A 16,899-nucleotide genomic window follows, 5' to 3' on the forward strand; every position below is an offset into this window, starting at 1 on the left:
CAACACCCCCGACCTGGCCCAGCTGATGCCGTTCGTGCTGCGCACCTGGATGTACGCCTCGGGCGTCATGTTCAGCATCCCGGCGATGCTCGCCGACAAGGACGTCCCGCACTGGCTCGCCGACGTCCTGCAGTGGAACCCGGCCGCGGTCTACATGGACCTGGTCCGCTTCGCGATGATCGACGACTACGGCTCCTCCTACCTGCCGCCGCACGTGTGGGCCTTCGCGGTGGGCTGGGCACTGCTGGCCGGCGTGATCGGCTTCGTCTACTTCTGGAAGGCGGAAGAGAGGTACGGCCGTGGCTGACGAGAGGACGGACACCCACATCCCCACCGTCATCGCGGACGACCTGCACATCGTCTACCGGGTCAACGGTGCCCGCGGCGGCCGCGGCAGCGCCACGGCGGCGCTCAGCCGGATGCTACGGCGGGGCAAGGACGCCGACGCGCGGGGCGTGCGCACGGTGCACGCCGTGCGCGGGGTCTCCTTCGTCGCCCGCCGCGGCGAGGCCATCGGCCTGATCGGCTCCAACGGCTCCGGCAAGTCGACCCTGCTGCGGGCCATCGCCGGCCTGCTCCCCGCCGAGAAGGGCAAGGTCTACACCGACGGCCAGCCCTCCCTGCTCGGCGTCAACGCCGCCCTGATGAACGACCTGACGGGCGAACGGAACGTCATACTCGGCGGGCTGGCCATGGGCATGACCCGCGAGCAGGTCAAGGAGCGTTACCAGGAGATCGTCGACTTCTCCGGCATCAACGAGAAGGGCGACTTCATCACCCTGCCGATGCGCACCTACTCCTCCGGCATGGCCGCCCGGCTCCGTTTCTCCATCGCGGCGGCCAAGGACCACGACGTCCTGATGATCGACGAGGCCCTGGCCACCGGCGACCGCAAGTTCCAGAAGCGCTCCGAGGCGCGGATCCGGGAACTGCGCAAGGAGGCCGGCACCGTCTTCCTGGTCAGCCACAACAACAAGTCGATCCGCGACACCTGCGACCGCGTGCTGTGGCTGGAGCGCGGCGAACTGCGCATGGACGGCCCGACCGAAGAGGTGCTCAAGGAGTACGAGAAGTTCACCGGTAAGTAGCCCGGTCGGCCCGGACCCCGCCACTACTGGCCCATGGGGTCCGGCGTCCGCAAAAGAAGTGTCAACTCCTGCCGTGCGCAGGAATCTTGACACCGGTCGGTGCGTTGTTCCGAGGCGCGGGGACACCCCGGCGGTCCGTACCGCGCTGTACAACGTAAGCTGTACCGGTCCCTAAAGACGGCAATCAGGGCCATAACGCGCGACACCGACGGGCGACCCGGCCGGGCTGAAGTGCGGGCGGCGTGTCCGAAATAGTGTGTATTGGGTCGGCAGTGTAGAACGGGAGATGTGACGGCAATGGCTACGGAGACTCCCCTGCTCAACGCAGTGTGCGCCGTCCCCGCCCAGGGCAGTCCGGGATGACGCGAACCGGCACGACGCGCGCGGAGGGCGCCGGGCGCGCCCCCCTGGACACCGAACGCGCCACCCTCGACAAGGCCGCCGCCGAGAACTTCCCGGTGGCGCCGTTCTTCCTGCCCAGAGCCTGGCGTGCCGACCTGATGGCGGTCTACGGCTACGCCCGGCTCGTCGACGACATCGGCGACGGCGACCTGGCCCCCGGCGGCGCCGACGCCGGACTGCTCGGTGTCGCCCCTGACCGGGCGGGCGACCGGACGGTGCTGCTGGACGCCTTCGAGGCGGACCTGCACCGTGTGTTCGACTCGGCCCCGCGCCATCCGCTGCTGCGCCGGCTCCAGCCGACGGTCCGCCGCTGCGGCCTGCCCCCCGAACCCTTCCTCGGCCTGATCGCCGCCAACCGCCAGGACCAGGTCGTCAGCCGCTACCAGACCTACGACGACCTGCTCGCCTACTGCGAACTGTCGGCCAACCCGGTCGGCCGCCTGGTCCTCGGCGTCACCGGGACCTCGACCCCCGAGCGGGTCCGCCGTTCGGACGCGGTCTGCACCGCCCTCCAGATCGTCGAGCACCTCCAGGACGTCACCGAGGACCTCGGCCGCGACCGCGTCTACCTGCCCGCCGAGGACATGAAACGCTTCCACGTCGAGGAGGCGGATCTCGCCGCGCCGCACGCCGGCGCGTCGGTGCGCGCACTGATCGCGTTCCAGGCGCAGCGCGCCCGGGAGCTCCTGGAGGAGGGCGCTCCCCTGGTGGACAGCGTCCGCGGCAGGCTGAAGCTGCTGCTCGCGGGGTTCGTGGCAGGAGGACGGGCGGCCCTGGGCGCGATCGCCGCCGCCGAATACGACGTACTTCCCGGCCCGCCCAAGCCCGGCAAGGTCCGGCTGCTGCGCGAGGCCGGCACGACGCTGCGAGGAGAGGGGTGATCCGGGCCGTGGAGCCGGACACACACACGTCGGCGCCGGTGCTCGCCGCATACCGGTACTGCGAGGCCGTCACCGGACAGCAGGCCCGGAACTTCGCCTACGGCATCCGGCTGCTGCCGACGCCCAAGCGGCGCGCGATGTCGGCGCTGTACGCGTTCTCCCGGCGCGTCGACGACATCGGCGACGGCGCGCTGCCGGACGACGTCAAGGCCGCCCGGCTCGAGGACACCCGGGCGCTGCTCACCCGGGTCCGGGACGGGGCGGTCGACGAGGACGACACCGACCCGGTCGCCGTCGCCCTCGCGCACACCGCGCAGCGGTTCCCGGTCCCGCTCGGCGGTCTGGACGAGCTGATCGACGGCGTGCAGATGGACCTGCGCGGCGAGACCTACGAGACCTGGGACGACCTGAAGGTCTACTGCCGCTGCGTCGCCGGCGCCATCGGGCGGATCTCCCTCGGCGTCTTCGGCACCGAACCCGGGGCACGGGGCGCCGAACGCGCCCCCGAGTACGCCGACACGCTGGGGCTCGCGCTCCAGCTCACCAACATCCTCCGGGACGTCCGGGAGGACGCCGAGGGCGGGCGCACCTACCTGCCCGCCGACGACCTGGCCAAGTTCGGCTGCTCGGCCGGGTTCAGTGGGCCGGTCCCGCCGGAGGGCTCCGACTTCGCCGGCCTCGTCCACTTCGAGGTGCGCCGGGCCCGCGCCCTGTTCGCCGAGGGCTACCGGCTGCTGCCCATGCTCGACCGGCGCAGCGGCGCCTGTGTCGCCGCCATGGCCGGCATCTACCGCCGTCTCCTCGACCGCATCGAGCGCGAGCCCGAGGCCGTACTGCGCGGCCGGGTCTCCCTGCCCGGACGGGAGAAGGCCTACGTCGCGGTGCGCGGCCTGTCCGGCCTGGACACCCGGCACGTCACCCGGCGGGCCGTCAGGAGGCGCGCCTGATGGACACACCACTCCCGCCCGACGGCGCGGCCGGCAAGCGGGACGCAACCCTCCGCCGCCGCCCTGCGTCCCTGACCAGGACGGCCGGCCGCACACCGATCCGGCGACACGGCGGCCGGGCGGGGGAGGGCGCGTCATGACCCGTGTCACCAGCTCCGAGGACCCGTTCACCGGCGACGACGCCCCGGCGGGACGGCACGCCGTCGTGGTCGGCGGCGGGCTCGCCGGCGCCACCGCCGCGCTCGCGCTCGCCGACGCCGGCGTGCGCGTCACCCTGCTCGAAGGCCGCCCCCGGCTCGGCGGGCTCGCCTTCTCCTTCCAGCGCGGCGACCTGACCGTCGACAACGGCCAGCACGTCTACCTGCGCTGCTGCACCGCCTACCGCTGGTTCCTCGACCGGATCGAGGGGGCCGCCCTGGCACCGCTGCAGAACCGCCTCGACGTGCCCGTGATCGACGCCGACCGGCCCGAGGGGCGCCGTCTCGGCCGGCTGCGCCGCGACCCCCTGCCGGTCCCCCTGCACCTGGGACGCAGCCTCGCCACCTACCCGCACCTCTCGCTCGCCGAACGGGCGAACGTGGGCCGGGCCGCGCTCGCGCTCAAGGGACTCGACCTCGCCGATCCCGCCCTCGACGACCAGGACTTCGGCAGCTGGCTGGCCGCGCACGGCCAGTCGCCGCGCGCCGTCGAGGCGCTGTGGGACCTGGTGGGGGTCGCCACCCTCAACGCGGTCGCGGGCGACTCGTCCCTGGCGCTCGCCGCGATGGTCTTCAAGACCGGGCTGCTGTCCGACCCGGGCGCGGCCGACATCGGCTGGGCCCATGTCCCCCTGGGCGAACTGCACGACCGGCTGACCCGCAAGGCGCTCGACTCCGCGGGCGTCCGCACCGAGGTCCGTACCCGCGTCACCTCCGTCTCCCCGCGCGGTGACGGGAGCTGGAGCGTGCAGGTTCCCGGCGAGACCCTCGACGCGGACGCCGTCGTCCTCGCCGTGCCGCAGCGCGAGGCGTACGACCTGCTGCCCGCCGGGGCGCTCGACGACCCCGGGCGGCTGCTCGGCATCGGCACCGCGCCGATCCTCAACCTGCACGTCGTCTACGACCGCACGGTGCTCACCAGTCCCTTCTTCGCGGCCCTCGGCAGCCCCGTGCAGTGGGTCTTCGACCGCACCCGGGCCTCCGGCCTGCGGGAGGGGCAGTACCTGGCCGTCTCGCAGTCGGTCGCCCAGAACGACATCGACGAGCCCGTGGCCGTGCTGCGCGAGCACTACCTGCCCGAACTGGAGCGCCTGCTGCCGGGCACCCGCGGCGCCACCGTGCGGGACTTCTTCGTCACCCGGGAGCGCACCGCGACATTCGCCCCCGCTCCCGGCGTCGGACGGCTCAGGCCCGGCGCCCGCACCAAGGCTCCCGGCCTGTACCTGGCCGGAGCGTGGACCGCCACCGGGTGGCCCGCGACCATGGAGGGTGCGGTCCGCAGCGGCGTCGGCGCGGCGGACGCCGCGCTGAACACCCTGGGCCGGCCCCGCCCCCGTCACCTCTTCGCGTGGGACGGGGCGGCCGGCCGCCCCGTCCCGGCCCCCGCCGTGCGAGAGGGACTCCGGTGAGCGCCGACGCACCCGCCGTGGCGGGTCCCCGCACCCCCGGTACCGCAACAAGAGGAGAGACTGTGCCCACTGTGCCCCCGGCCTCGAAGGCCGCTGGAAGGACCGCGGCGGACGTGCCCGCGCTCCTGGAGCGCGGCAGGACACTGGCCATGCCGGTACTGCGGGCGGCCATCGACCGCCTGGCGCCCCCCATGGACACCGTCGCCGCCTACCACTTCGGCTGGATCGACGCCCAGGGCAGGCCCGCCGACGGCGACGGCGGCAAGGCCGTGCGCCCCGCGCTCGCCGTGCTGTCCGCCGAGGTCACCGGCGCCGCCCCCGAAGTCGGCGTCCCCGGCGCGGTCGCCGTCGAACTCGTCCACAACTTCTCCCTGCTGCACGACGACCTCATGGACGGCGACGAGCAGCGCAGGCACCGCGACACCGTCTGGAAGGTGCACGGCCCCGCCCAGGCCATCCTGGTCGGCGACGCCCTGTTCGCCCTCGCCAACGAGGTGCTGCTGGAACTCGGCACCGTCGAGGCCGGCCGGGCCACCCGCCGGCTGACCACCGCCACCCGCGCCCTCATCGACGGCCAGGCGCAGGACATCTCCTACGAGCACCGCGACCGGGTCGGGGTCGAGGAGTGCCTGGAGATGGAGGGCAACAAGACCGGCGCCCTGCTCGCCTGCGCCAGCTCCGTCGGCGCGGTGCTCGGCGGCGCCGACCCGCACACCGCCGACACCCTGGAGAAGTACGGCTACCACCTCGGCCTGGCCTTCCAGGCCGTCGACGACCTCCTCGGCATCTGGGGCGACCCGGCGGCCACCGGCAAGCAGACCTGGAGCGATCTGCGCCAGCGCAAGAAGTCCCTCCCGGTCGTGGCGGCGCTCGCCGAGGGCGGCCCGGCCTCCGAGCAGCTCGCGGAGATCCTCGCCGCCGACGCGGGCAGCAGCGACTTCGCGAACTTCTCCGAGGAGGAGTTCGCGGCCCGCGCGGCCCTCATCGAGCAGGCCGGCGGACGGGAGTGGACCGCCGGGGAAGCACGCCGCCAGCACACCATCGCCATCGAGGCCCTCGACGCCGTCGACATGCCCGACAGGGTCCGGGAGCAGTTCACGGCGCTCGCGGACTTCGTCGTCGTACGAAAGAGATGATCACTATCGGTCGAATAACCCTCGCGTAGTCGCCGGCCGGTGCTGCGGGGAGGTACGGCACCGGCCGACGGCGGACCCACAGCAGACGCACACATTGCAGGACTGCACGAAGGGGAAGCCATGACAGCGACGACCGACGGAAGCACCGGGGCGGCCCTGCCGTCCTCGGTGGCCGCGGCCAGCGACACCGACACCGACACCGACATCCCCGTGGCGGCCGGGGTACCCGACATCGCCGCCGGCGCCATGCGGCGCGCCACCGAGTTCCTGCTGTCCCGCCAGGACGACCAGGGGTGGTGGAAGGGAGACCTCGAGACCAACGTCACGATGGACGCCGAGGACCTGCTGCTGCGTCAGTTCCTGGGCATCCTCGAGGAGGAGACCACCCGGGCCGCCGCCCTGTTCATCCGGGGGGAGCAGCGCGAGGACGGCACCTGGGCCACCTTCTACGGCGGGCCCGGCGACCTCTCCGCCACCATCGAGGCGTACGTCGCGCTGCGGCTGGCCGGTGACCGGCCGGACGCCCCGCACATGGCGCGCGCCGCCGCCTGGGTCCGCGACCGGGGCGGGGTCGCCGCCTCCCGGGTCTTCACCCGGATCTGGCTGGCCCTGTTCGGCTGGTGGAAGTGGGAGGACCTGCCCGAACTCCCGCCCGAGCTGATCTGGTTCCCGTCCTGGGTGCCGCTCAACATCTACGACTTCGGCTGCTGGGCCCGCCAGACCATCGTCCCGTTGACGATCGTCTCCGCCGAGCGGCCGGTACGGCCCGCCCCGTTCCCGCTCGACGAACTGCACACCGACCCGGCCAGGCCCAATCCTCCCGGACGGATGGCACCGGCGATCAGCTGGGACGGCGCCTTCCAGCGGCTCGACAAGGGCCTGCACGCGCTGCGCCGGGCCGTCCCGCGCCGGCTGCGCAGGGCGGCGATGAACACCGCGGCCCGCTGGATCATCGAGCGGCAGGAGAACGACGGCTGCTGGGGCGGCATCCAGCCGCCCGCCGTCTACTCCGTCATCGCGCTGCACCTGCTCGGCTACGACCTGAACCATCCGGTGATGCGCGCCGGACTGCGGTCCCTCGACCGGTTCGCGGTGTGGCGCGAGGACGGCGCCAGGATGATCGAGGCCTGCCAGTCCCCGGTGTGGGACACCTGCCTCGCGACCATCGCCCTCGCCGACGCCGGTCTGCCCGCCGACCATCCCCAACTGGTCAGAGCCGCCGACTGGATGCTCGGCGAACAGGTCGTACGGCCCGGCGACTGGTCGGTGCGCAGGCCCGGACTGGCGCCCGGGGGATGGGCGTTCGAGTTCCACAACGACAACTACCCCGACATCGACGACACCGCCGAGGTGGTCCTCGCGCTCCGCCGGGTCAAGCACCACGACCCGGAGCGGGTGGACAACGCCATCGGCCGCGGGGTCCGCTGGAACCTCGGCATGCAGTCCCGCAACGGTGCCTGGGGCGCCTTCGACGTCGACAACACCAGCCCGTTCCCCAACCGGCTGCCGTTCTGCGACTTCGGCGAGGTCATCGACCCGCCGTCGGCCGATGTCACCGCGCACGTCGTGGAGATGCTCGCCGTCGAAGGGCTCGCCCACGACCCGCGCACCAGGCGTGGCATCCGGTGGCTGCTCGCCGAACAGGAGCCGGACGGTTCGTGGTTCGGGCGCTGGGGCGTCAACTACCTCTACGGCACCGGGTCCGTGGTGCCCGCGCTGGTCGCCGCGGGCCTTCCCGGCTCGCACCCGGCCGTCCGACGGGCCGTGTCCTGGCTGGAGTCGGTCCAGAACGACGACGGCGGATGGGGCGAGGACCTGCGCTCCTACCGTGACTCCCGCGAGTGGAGCGGCAAGGGCGCCTCGACCCCCTCGCAGACCGGGTGGGCGCTGATGGCCCTGCTGGCGGCGGGCGAGAAGGAGTCCGCGGCCGTCGAACGCGGCATCGCCTGGCTGGCGGCCACCCAGCACGAGGACGGCTCCTGGGACGAGCCCTACTTCACGGGCACCGGGTTCCCCTGGGACTTCTCCATCAACTACCACCTCTACCGGCAGGTCTTCCCGCTCACCGCGCTCGGCCGGTACGTGAACGGGGAGCCGTTCGCCGAGCCGCCGGCGAAGCAGCCGGCGGAAATCCCGGGGATACAGCCGAGGGCGGGCACGACGGAGGCCGGCGTGCCGGGCGCCGGCGCACAGCAGCAACCGGCCGAGGCGAAGGGCAGCTGATGAGCCCCCGGGCGGCCCGGGCGCCGTTGCTGATCGCCTGCGCGCTCGGCATCGAGCGGCTCGCCCTGCGCGGGAAGGGCCGCGGCGGCCCCGGCGGGCCGGTCACCGTCCTGCGCACGGGCATGGGGCCCGCCGCGGCCGAGCGCTCCGTCACCCGGGCGCTCGCCGGCCCGGGGCTGCGCGACGCCGCCGTGCTGGCCACCGGCTTCTGCGCCGGGCTGGCCCCCGGGATGCACCCCGGAGACCTGGTGGTCGCCGGGGAGACCCGCGACCCGCGCGGCAGCGTGCCGTGCGTCGGGACCGGCCTGCTGGTGAAGGAGCTGGCCCGGGTCGCGCCGGGGCGCACCGTCCACACCGGACCGCTCATCGGCTCCGAGCACGTGGTCCGGGGGCACGAACGGGCCGAGCTGCTCGCCACCGGCGCGATCGCGGTCGACATGGAGTCCGCGGTCACGCTCCTGAGCGCCGTCCGCGCGGGTGCGCGCCCCGTTGCGGCCGTACGGGTGGTCGTGGACGCTCCTGAACATGAACTGGTCCGGATCGGCACGGTGCGCGGTGGAATATCGGCTTTCCGCGTTCTTCGTTCCGTTCTTCCCGCGTATCTCGAATGGCACCGTTCCTTGCTGCTCCCCAGGAGGTGAGCCAGATGGCCATGCCGCTGCGTCAGTCCATCAAGGTCGCTACATACTTGGCCGAACAGAAGCTCCGTCGGCGGGACAAGTTTCCGCTGATCGTCGAGCTGGAACCGCTCTTCGCCTGCAACCTCGCCTGTGAGGGCTGCGGCAAGATCCAGCACCCGGCCGGGGTGCTCAAGCAGCGCATGCCGGTCGCGCAGGCCGTGGGCGCGGTGCTGGAGTCCGGGGCGCCGATGGTGTCGATCGCCGGCGGCGAGCCGCTGATGCACCCTCAGATCGACGAGATCGTGCGCCAGCTGGTGGGCCGGCGCAAGTACGTGTTCCTGTGCACCAACGCCATGCTGCTGCGCAAGAAGATGGACAAGTTCACCCCGTCGCCGTACTTCGCGTTCGCCGTGCACATCGACGGCCTGCGCGAGCGGCACGACGAGTCCGTGGCGAAGGAAGGCGTGTTCGACGAGGCGGTGGCCGCCATGAAGGAGGCCAAGCGGCGCGGCTTCCGGGTCACCACCAACTCGACCTTCTTCAACACCGACACCCCGCAGACCATCGTCGAGGTGCTCAACTACCTCAACGACGACCTGAAGGTCGACGAGATGATGATCTCGCCCGCCTACGCCTACGAGAAGGCCCCCGACCAGGAGCACTTCCTCGGTGTGGAGCAGACCCGCGAGCTGTTCAGGAAGGCGTTCGCCGGGGGCAACCGCCGTCGCTGGCGGCTCAACCACTCGCCGCTGTTCCTGGACTTCCTCGAGGGCAGGGTCGACTTCCCGTGCACCGCGTGGGCGATCCCGAACTACTCGCTCTTCGGCTGGCAGCGCCCCTGCTACCTGATGAGCGACGGCTATGTGCCGACGTACCGGGAGCTGATCGAGGAGACCGACTGGGACAAGTACGGCCGCGGCAAGGACCCGCGCTGCGCCAACTGCATGGCGCACTGCGGCTACGAGCCCACCGCGGTCCTCGCCACCATGGGGTCCCTGAAGGAGTCCCTGCGCGCCATCCGCGACACGGTCTCGGGAAACGGGGAGTGAGGCCATGACCGCTGTCTCCCTCGGAGTGCCCGAGGTGCCCGTCCGGCCGCTCGCTCCGCGGCGCAGGAGCCGGCAGATCCAGGTCGGGTCGGTGGCGGTGGGTGGGGACGCGCCGGTGTCGGTGCAGTCGATGACGACGACGCGGACCTCGGACATCGGGGCGACGCTGCAGCAGATCGCGGAGCTGACGGCGTCGGGCTGTCAGATCGTGCGGGTGGCGTGTCCCACCCAGGACGACGCCGATGCGCTGGCGACGATCGCGCGCAAGTCGCAGATTCCGGTGATCGCGGACATTCACTTCCAGCCGAAGTACGTGTTCGCGGCGATCGAGGCGGGCTGTGCGGCGGTGCGGGTCAACCCGGGCAACATCAAGCAGTTCGACGACAAGGTCAGGGAGATCGCGCAGGCGGCCGGGGAGCACGGCACGCCGATCCGGATCGGGGTGAACGCGGGCTCGCTGGACCGGCGGCTGCTGCAGAAGTACGGCAGGGCGACGCCGGAGGCGCTGGCGGAGTCGGCGCTGTGGGAGGCGTCGCTGTTCGAGGAGCACGGCTTTCGGGACATCAAGATCTCGGTCAAGCACAACGATCCGGTGGTGATGGTGGAGGCCTACCGGCAGCTGGCCGCGCAGTGCGACTATCCGCTGCATCTGGGGGTGACCGAGGCGGGTCCGGCGTTCCAGGGCACGATCAAGTCGGCGGTGGCGTTCGGGGCGCTGCTCTCGCAGGGGATCGGTGACACGATCCGGGTCTCGCTGTCGGCGCCGCCGGTGGAGGAGGTCAAGGTGGGGCTGCAGATCCTGGAGTCGCTGAATTTGAAGCAGCGGGGTCTGGAGATCGTGTCGTGTCCCTCCTGTGGCCGGGCGCAGGTGGATGTGTACAAGCTGGCGGACGAGGTGACGGCGGGTCTGGAGGGGATGGACGTGCCGTTGCGGGTCGCGGTGATGGGCTGTGTGGTGAACGGTCCGGGGGAGGCGCGGGAGGCGGATCTGGGGGTGGCCTCGGGCAACGGCAAGGGGCAGATCTTCGTGAAGGGTGAGGTGATCAAGACCGTTCCGGAGTCGAAGATCGTGGAGACCCTCATCGAGGAGGCCATGAAGATCGCCGAGCAGATGGAAGCCGAACGGACGGAACAGGACGGCGCCGGCACCGGCGCCCCGGCCGGCACCGGAAAGCCGGCCGTGACGGTGGGTTGAGACGAGGCACGGACCGATAGGGGACCGAGCGTGACGATACTGGAGAGCATCAGGCAACCACGCGACCTGAAGGCGCTGTCCGAGGCGGAACTCGGTGAACTGTCCGAAGAGATCAGGGAGTTCCTGGTGCACGCGGTCGCCAGGACCGGCGGTCACCTCGGACCCAACCTGGGCGTGGTGGAGCTCACCGTCGCCCTGCACCGGGTCTTCGAGTCACCCGTCGACCGCATCCTGTGGGACACGGGTCACCAGAGCTACGTACACAAACTGCTCACGGGGCGTCAGGACTTCTCCAAGCTGCGCGGCAAGGGCGGCCTCTCCGGCTACCCCTCGCGCGAGGAGTCCGAGCACGACGTCATCGAGAACAGCCACGCCTCCACGGCACTGGGCTGGGCCGACGGGCTGGCCAAGGCACGCCGGGTGCGGGGGGAGAGGGGGCACGTCGTCGCGGTGATCGGCGACGGCGCCCTGACCGGCGGCATGGCCTGGGAGGCGCTGAACAACATCGCCGCCGCCAAGGACCGCCCGCTGATCATCGTCGTCAACGACAACGAGCGCTCCTACGCGCCGACCATCGGCGGCCTCGCCAACCACCTCGCGACCCTGCGCACCACCGACGGCTACGAGCAGGTACTCGCCTGGGGCAAGCACCTGCTCCAGCGCACCCCCGTGATCGGCGGCACCGTCTACGAGGCGCTGCACGGCGCCAAGAAGGGCTTCAAGGACGCCTTCGCCCCCCAGGGCCTCTTCGAGGACCTGGGCCTGAAGTACGTCGGCCCCATCGACGGGCACGACATCAAGGCCGTGGAATCCGCCCTGCGCCGCGCCAAACGCTTCCACGGGCCCGTCCTCGTCCACTGCCTCACCGAGAAGGGCCGTGGCTACGAACCCGCCGTCTCCCACGAGGAGGACCGCTTCCACACCGTCGGCGTGATGGACCCCCTCACCTGCGCGCCGCTCGCACCGGCCGGCGGGCCGTCCTGGACCTCCGTCTTCGGCGAGGAGATCGTCCGCATCGGCGAGGAGCGCGAGGACGTGGTGGCGATCACCGCCGCCATGCTGCACCCGGTCGGCCTGGGCGCCTTCGCCGAGCGGTTCCCCGACCGGGTCTACGACGTCGGCATCGCCGAGCAGCACGCCGCCGTGTCCGCGGCGGGCCTGGCGACGGGCGGCACGCACCCGGTCGTCGCCGTGTACGCCACCTTCCTCAACCGCGCCTTCGACCAGCTGCTGATGGACGTGGCCCTGCACCGCTGCGGGGTCACCTTCGTCCTGGACCGGGCCGGCGTCACCGGTGTCGACGGGCCCTCGCACAACGGCATGTGGGACCTGTCGGTGCTTCAGGTCGTGCCCGGTCTGCGCATCGCCGCACCACGCGACGCCGACCAGCTGCGTGCCCAGCTGCGGGAGGCGGTCGCCGTCGACGACGCGCCGACGCTGCTGCGGTTCCCCAAGGAGTCCGTGGGCCCGGCCGTCCCGGCGCTCGACCGGATCGGCGGCACGGACGTGCTGCACCGCTCCGGCGATCCCGAGGTGCTGCTGGTGTCGGTCGGCGTCATGGCGCCGGTCTGCCTGCGGGCCGCGGAACTGCTCGAGGCACGCGGCATCGGGTGCACCGTGGTCGACCCGCGCTGGGTCAAACCCGTCGCACCCGAACTCGTCGGCCTGTCCGCGCGGCACCGGCTGGTGGCCGTCGTCGAGGACAACAGCCGTGCGGCGGGCGTGGGTTCGGCCGTGGCACTGGCACTGGGCGACGCGGATGTCGACGTACCGGTACGGCGGTTCGGCATTCCGGAGCAGTTCCTCGCGCACGCCAAGCGCGGAGAGGTACTGGCGGACATCGGCCTGACGCCCGTCGAGATCGCCGGCCGGATCGGCGCGAGCCCGGCCGTGGGGCAGGAGCGGCGGTCCCCGAGCGAACCGTCCGAGGAACAACGGGAGCACCAGCCATGACCACCGCGGAGTCCGCCCCGGAGCCCTCGCGGGCCGGGGACTTCGACCTCGGCGCGCTGCTGGCCGAGCGCGGAGCCGAACGCTACGAGCTGCACACCAGGCACCTCAACCACCAGCTCCCGCGCATGCTGCACACCATCGGCTTCGACAAGGTCTACGAACGCGCCGAGGGGGCCCACTTCTGGGACGCGGACGGCAACGACCACCTGGACATGCTCGCCGGATTCGGGGTGATGGGCCTGGGACGCCACCACCCCGTGGTCCGCAAGGCGCTGCACGACGTCCTCGACGCCTCGCTCGCCGACCTCACCCGCTTCGACTGCCCGCCGCTGCCCGGACTGCTCGCCGAGAAACTGCTCACCCACAGCCCTCACCTGGACCGGGTGTTCTTCGGCAACAGCGGCACGGAGGCGGTCGAGACCGCGCTGAAGTTCGCCCGCTGCGCGACCGGAAGGCCCCGCGTGCTGTACTGCGCGCACGCCTTCCACGGGCTGACCACCGGTTCCCTGTCCGTCAACGGCGAATCCGGCTTCCGGGACGACTTCGCCCCGCTGCTGCCCGACACGGCCGTGCCCCTGGGCGATGTGGACGCGCTGGAGCGGGAGCTGGCCAGGGGCGACGTCGCCGCCCTCATCGTGGAACCCATCCAGGGCAAGGGCGTGCACGCGGCCCCGCCCGGCTATCTGCGCGCTGCCCAGGAGCTGCTGCACCGGCACAAGGCGCTGCTGATCGCCGACGAGGTGCAGACCGGACTCGGGCGGACCGGTGACTTCTACGCCTACCAGCACGAGGAAGGGGTCGAACCGGACCTGGTGTGCGTGGCCAAGGCGCTCTCCGGAGGCTACGTGCCGGTGGGGGCCACGCTCGGCAAGGACTGGATCTTCCGCAAGGTCTACTCGTCGATGGACCGGGTGCTGGTCCACTCGGCCAGTTTCGGGGGCAACGCCCAGGCCATGGCCGCCGGCCTCGCGGTGCTGGCGGTGATGGAGAACGAGCAGATCGTCGCGAACGTCCGGGCCACCGGGGAACTGCTGCGGTCCCGGCTCGCGGCCCTCGTCGACACGTACGAGCTGCTCGCCGACGTCCGTGGCCGGGGCCTGATGATCGGCATCGAGTTCGGCCGGCCGCGGTCGCTGAAGCTGCGCGGCCGCTGGGCCGTGCTGCAGGCCGCGCGCAAGGGACTCTTCGCGCAGATGGTGGTCGTCCCGCTGCTGCAGAAGCACAGGATCCTCACCCAGGTCTCCGGCGACCACCTGGAGGTGATCAAGCTGATCCCGCCGCTGATCATCGGCGAGCGGGAGGTGGACCGGTTCGTGGACGCCTTCACCGCGGTCATGGACGACGCCCATGACGGCGGTCTGGTGTGGGAGTTCGGCAGGACACTGGTGAAACAGGCGGTCGCCGACCGGTGAGACCATGACGGTCCGCCGGCCGGACGCGTTTTGCCTGTGAGGCAAGGAATTTGCCCCACAGGCAAAGATGCGGCTGAATGGGGCCATGAGTTCCCCCGAGGCCGAGCCGTCGGCCGGACCGGCCGCCGCGCTCCCCGCGGTCGCCCCGCAGCTGCGCGCCCTGAGGCGCCGGGCCTCCCTGACGCTGGAGGCCGCCGCCCGGGACGCGGGACTGTCGCCCGCCCATCTCTCCCGGCTGGAGACCGGGCAGCGCCAGCCCTCGCTGCCGATGCTGCTCTCCCTCGCTCGTATCTACGGTACGACGGTTTCCGAACTGCTCGGCGAGACGACCGCCGACCGCGAGCCGGTGACGCGCGCCGGCGACATGGAGCCGACCTCCGCGGGCGGCTGGACGTACTGGCAGGCCGGTTCCCCCGGGCGCGGGATGCAGGCCCTGCGGGTCCAGGTCCCGTACGGGGCCCAGGGCGACATCGTGCGGGTCCACCCGGGCGAGGAGTGGCTGTACGTCCTCAAGGGGCGGCTGCGGCTGCGCCTCGGGGACGCCCTGCACCGCCTCGCCCCGGGCGACAGCGCGCACTTCGACTCGCTGACCCCGCACCGTATCGCCGCCGAGGACCCCGACGGGGTCGAGCTGCTGTTCGTCCACACCCTGCTGCAGAGTCCCACGGCCGCCCTGTGCCTGGGCCCCACCCAAGGAGATGTGTCATGAAAGACCTGGAGGAGAAGTTTCCCCGCGCCCTGTGGGTGAGGCTGTTCGTCTACGTGGTGGTGGGGCACCTCTTCGCGGGCTTCATCTATCTGCTGTTCGAGGTGGGCGCGAAGCAGTAACTCCCGGACGGACACGGCAGGAGCCGAGCGGTCCTGTGATCCCCCGGTCGGGCAGGTGCCCGACCGGGGGATCACTCAGTCCAGCATGCGCTCGCGCAGCCGCTCCCGGTTCCCGGGGGTGAGCCCGAGCCCCTGCTCGAGGTAGGGGTCCACGCCGCCCCAGGTCTCCTCGATCGTCTCCAGCGCGGCCGACAGATACTCGGCGCGGGCGTCGAACAGCGGGTCGAGCAGCTCCATGACCTCGGGGGAGTAGGCCGAGGCGGAGGTGCCGCTGCGGCGCACCTTGTAGCGGCGGTGCGCGGCGCTGGACTTCAGGTAGTCGTCGAAGATCGCGTCCCGCTCCACGCCCAGCGCGAGCAGTGTCACCGCCACCGACAGGCCCGCGCGGTCCTTGCCCGCCGCGCAGTGCATCAGCGCGGGCACGCACTCCTCGGCGAGCGAGAGCAGCACCTGGGAGTGCTCGGCGGTGCGTTGCCTCACCGTCATGCGGTACGAGGTGATCATCCGCTCCGCCCCCTTGCCGCCGGCGAGGATCGAGCGGAGCTGGTCCAGGTCCCCGTCGCGGACCATCCTCCAGAACTCGGCGCCGTCGGCCGGGTCGCTCAGCGGCAGATTCACATTGCGCACGCCGGGCAGTTCGATGTCCCGCCCGTCCAGCTTGTGGTCGGCCGCGTTGCGGAAGTCGAAGACGGTGTGCAGTCCCAGGGAGGACAGGAAGGCGGCGTCCTCCTCCGTGGCGTGCGCGAGATGGCCACTGCGGAACAGCACCCCGTGCCGCACCCGGCGGCCGTCGACGGTCGGCAGACCGCCCACATCACGGAAATTGCGCACTCCGATGAGCTCGGGTTCGGTCGACGGGATCTGCTGCGTCACGGGGGCCCCTCTCCCACTCTGCGCCGCCGGCGCGTCGGCGCCGGCGGGTGTCACCCGACGATACGACATGCCTGGCAGGGGCAATGAGTTGGCGAGGGGGCCGTCGGAGTGGAGACGGGGCCCTCCCGGTGGAGCTCCCGGTGCGGAGTCGCCGGCGCGGACGGACCCGTGCCGGACCTGCGGCCCGGCCCGGCCGAACCATCCGAGATTCTCCCATTAGAGCGTTCTGTCCGTTTAAGGAGTTTCGCCATAACGTGCCCCGATAGGAAGGGAGATGGGAATGGGGTGGTGAGCATCGTCATAGAGGTGACGATGTGTTGTCGCCATGCTCACGTAATTCCGGTATTCAGCAAGGAGATTCGCGGGGTGTCGAAAATCCGGGGCGACTCTGGGTGACGGTTTTCAGGTCAATGGATCACGAAAACACGCCTTCGCTCGGAAGATCGCGCTTGTCCCTTTGCGTCTCGGTCGCCTACGTTCGCCATCGATCCGGACGGACGCCTAATCCTGCCGCTGTCCGGAGCCTTCACCCTCTGACCCGTATATGGCAGGAGCGGGGGACCCACAGGTACGACTGCCTGTTCCGGTCTCCGGAACGGCTTGGGGTTAAGCCGCGTTTTCGACGCGGCCGGGCATCTCCAGTCCGCACCCGACAGCTCACCTCGTAGGCGCCGGAGAGGAATTCG

16 protein-coding genes and 1 riboswitch are annotated in these 16,899 nt (G+C 71.6%); of the genes, 15 read left to right on the plus strand and 1 reads right to left on the minus strand.

The window, feature by feature from the left end; all coding sequences use genetic code 11:
- The 15 genes from ACIF80_RS34255 to ACIF80_RS34325 all read left to right on the plus strand — a co-directional run.
- Positions 1 to 307 (plus strand): ABC transporter permease (locus ACIF80_RS34255; protein WP_399812057.1); only part of this gene is annotated, 307 nt, incomplete at its 5' end.
- Positions 300 to 1,088: an ABC transporter ATP-binding protein gene (locus ACIF80_RS34260; RefSeq protein ID WP_399812060.1), complete on the plus strand. Its 789-nt coding sequence runs from the start codon at positions 300 to 302 to the stop codon at positions 1,086 to 1,088. The genes ACIF80_RS34255 and ACIF80_RS34260, both read left to right, overlap by 8 nt.
- A gap of 359 nt (positions 1,089 to 1,447) precedes the next feature.
- Positions 1,448 to 2,371: a squalene synthase HpnC gene (hpnC, locus tag ACIF80_RS34265; protein WP_399812062.1), complete on the plus strand. Its 924-nt coding sequence runs from the start codon at positions 1,448 to 1,450 to the stop codon at positions 2,369 to 2,371.
- Complete coding sequence (gene hpnD / locus ACIF80_RS34270; RefSeq protein ID WP_399812065.1) at positions 2,368 to 3,318, plus strand: presqualene diphosphate synthase HpnD; 951 nt, start codon at positions 2,368 to 2,370, stop codon at positions 3,316 to 3,318. The genes hpnC and hpnD overlap by 4 nt, the downstream gene beginning before the upstream one ends.
- Positions 3,318 to 3,458 carry a DUF6380 family protein gene (locus ACIF80_RS34275; protein ID WP_399812068.1) on the plus strand — a complete coding sequence of 47 codons (141 nt, stop codon included), beginning with the start codon at positions 3,318 to 3,320 and terminating at the stop codon, positions 3,456 to 3,458. Before hpnD ends, ACIF80_RS34275 begins: the two co-directional genes overlap by 1 nt.
- Entirely contained in the window at positions 3,455 to 4,924 is a 1,470-nt protein-coding gene (gene hpnE, locus ACIF80_RS34280) for a hydroxysqualene dehydroxylase HpnE (protein ID WP_399812071.1), read from the plus strand. The genes ACIF80_RS34275 and hpnE overlap by 4 nt, the downstream gene beginning before the upstream one ends.
- A 62-nt stretch (positions 4,925 to 4,986) precedes the next feature.
- Positions 4,987 to 6,060, plus strand: a complete 1,074-nt coding sequence (locus ACIF80_RS34285) for a polyprenyl synthetase family protein (protein ID WP_399812073.1) — start codon at positions 4,987 to 4,989, stop codon at positions 6,058 to 6,060.
- A gap of 120 nt (positions 6,061 to 6,180) precedes the next feature.
- On the plus strand, positions 6,181 to 8,283 hold the full coding sequence (shc, locus tag ACIF80_RS34290; protein ID WP_399812076.1) for a squalene--hopene cyclase: 2,103 nt from the start codon (positions 6,181 to 6,183) through the stop codon (positions 8,281 to 8,283).
- On the plus strand, positions 8,283 to 8,924 hold the full coding sequence (locus ACIF80_RS34295) for a 1-hydroxy-2-methyl-2-butenyl 4-diphosphate reductase (protein ID WP_399812078.1): 642 nt from the start codon (positions 8,283 to 8,285) through the stop codon (positions 8,922 to 8,924). The genes shc and ACIF80_RS34295 overlap by 1 nt, the downstream gene beginning before the upstream one ends.
- A 5-nt stretch (positions 8,925 to 8,929) precedes the next feature.
- Positions 8,930 to 9,952 carry an adenosyl-hopene transferase HpnH gene (hpnH, locus tag ACIF80_RS34300; protein WP_399812081.1) on the plus strand — a complete coding sequence of 341 codons (1,023 nt, stop codon included), beginning with the start codon at positions 8,930 to 8,932 and terminating at the stop codon, positions 9,950 to 9,952.
- A 4-nt stretch (positions 9,953 to 9,956) separates the two neighbouring features.
- On the plus strand, positions 9,957 to 11,147 hold the full coding sequence (ispG, locus tag ACIF80_RS34305) for a flavodoxin-dependent (E)-4-hydroxy-3-methylbut-2-enyl-diphosphate synthase (RefSeq protein ID WP_399812083.1): 1,191 nt from the start codon (positions 9,957 to 9,959) through the stop codon (positions 11,145 to 11,147).
- 30 nt (positions 11,148 to 11,177) lie between these two features.
- On the plus strand, positions 11,178 to 13,100 hold the full coding sequence (gene dxs / locus ACIF80_RS34310; RefSeq protein ID WP_399812085.1) for a 1-deoxy-D-xylulose-5-phosphate synthase: 1,923 nt from the start codon (positions 11,178 to 11,180) through the stop codon (positions 13,098 to 13,100).
- Positions 13,097 to 14,512: an aspartate aminotransferase family protein gene (locus ACIF80_RS34315; protein WP_399812087.1), complete on the plus strand. Its 1,416-nt coding sequence runs from the start codon at positions 13,097 to 13,099 to the stop codon at positions 14,510 to 14,512. Before dxs ends, ACIF80_RS34315 begins: the two co-directional genes overlap by 4 nt.
- A gap of 85 nt (positions 14,513 to 14,597) precedes the next feature.
- The gene (locus tag ACIF80_RS34320) at positions 14,598 to 15,221 is read left to right on the plus strand and encodes a helix-turn-helix domain-containing protein (RefSeq protein ID WP_399812089.1); all 624 of its coding nucleotides are present in this window, start codon (positions 14,598 to 14,600) and stop codon (positions 15,219 to 15,221) included.
- On the plus strand, positions 15,218 to 15,340 hold the full coding sequence (locus ACIF80_RS34325) for a DUF6126 family protein (protein ID WP_055572108.1): 123 nt from the start codon (positions 15,218 to 15,220) through the stop codon (positions 15,338 to 15,340). Before ACIF80_RS34320 ends, ACIF80_RS34325 begins: the two co-directional genes overlap by 4 nt.
- Before the next feature lie 75 nt (positions 15,341 to 15,415).
- On the opposite strand, the gene ACIF80_RS34330 is transcribed toward ACIF80_RS34325, so the two are convergent.
- A complete protein-coding gene (locus tag ACIF80_RS34330; protein WP_399812092.1) occupies positions 15,416 to 16,213 on the minus strand; it encodes a tyrosine-protein phosphatase in 798 nt (265 codons plus the stop codon).
- 521 nt (positions 16,214 to 16,734) lie between these two features.
- Positions 16,735 to 16,897: riboswitch (cyclic di-AMP (ydaO/yuaA leader) on the plus strand.
- The last annotated feature ends 2 nt before the right edge of the window (positions 16,898 to 16,899 follow it).

It is taken from the genome of Streptomyces sp. NPDC085927, from assembly GCF_044540975.1.
GTDB classification, from domain to species: Bacteria; Actinomycetota; Actinomycetes; order Streptomycetales; family Streptomycetaceae; genus Streptomyces; species Streptomyces hirsutus.